1 protein-coding gene is annotated in these 966 nt (G+C 41.1%); it reads left to right on the top strand.

Features of this window, described 5'->3' with window-relative positions:
* The first annotated feature begins 165 nt into the window (after positions 1-165).
* Entirely contained in the window at positions 166-723 is a 558-nt protein-coding gene (locus C9I99_RS26885) for a dienelactone hydrolase family protein (RefSeq protein WP_107351894.1), read from the top strand.
* Positions 724-966: the final 243 nt, after the last annotated feature.

Below are 966 nucleotides of genomic sequence, written 5' to 3'. Positions count from 1 at the left end.
AGTTGGTGCATGACGAGTCTCAAAACATAACAAGGCAATCAAGGTGATGCGTTACACTCGGCGGTTTTGGTACGGAGTTCAGTGTGCTTTGTTGGTTCTGTGGGGCACACCTTATTGCAGGCGTTATGTGTACACGGAGACTCTACCAAAAGGACTCGGTATTAAATGAAAATTGTAATAGTTACAGATATCTTCGGACTATGTGAGTCGATTGATAACCTAATCAAGCATCTGGCTCATTATATGATAAATCCTGTGGTTATTGAGCCATATCAAGGCATGCGTTATAACTTTCTTAGTGAGCAAGACGCTTATGAAGCTTTTATTGAGCAATGCGGTCATGATAAATACTTCTCTTTTGTTTCTAAGTCTCTTTCAATAGAGAAGCCGGAATTAATTATTGGTTTTAGTGCAGGAGCAAGCGCGGTGTGGAGGGCATCTAATTTGGATAATTTAGATTGCAGGGGAGCAATCTGTTTTTATCCGGCACAAATACGAAATCATCTTGATATTAAGCCTAAAATTCCACTAAAGGTGGTTTTCCCCTGTACAGAAAGGGCATTTGATGTGCTCGATATTAGCAATAGGGTTTCGTCCTATGAAAATGTAAACACAGACATCACTCTTTTTCAGCATGGTTTTATGAATAATCGTTCTGCGGCATATGATTTATCGGGTGAGATGTATGGTTTGAAACTTATCGAAATGAATATATCATCTTAGCGTATCGGTGTAAGCGTACACATAACAAAGCAATCAACACGATGCTATTTACATTCGGCATTCGCGGTTTAAAGTATAATTGGTTTTGTAAGTCGGTCTTTCGCACGTGTTATTGCGGCTACATGGACTCCCCCGATTGTCAACAACAGCGTCAGGTAATGGAAGGTTGGGACTGCCGCTCTACATTCGGTCTATTTACTGGCTTTGTTGCCATGACCCTGATGACACTACGCGGTTGCGGTT

It is taken from the genome of Photobacterium lutimaris, assembly GCF_003025555.1.
Taxonomy (GTDB): domain Bacteria; phylum Pseudomonadota; class Gammaproteobacteria; order Enterobacterales; family Vibrionaceae; genus Photobacterium; species Photobacterium lutimaris.
This window is presented reverse-complemented; position numbering and strand designations above follow the sequence as displayed.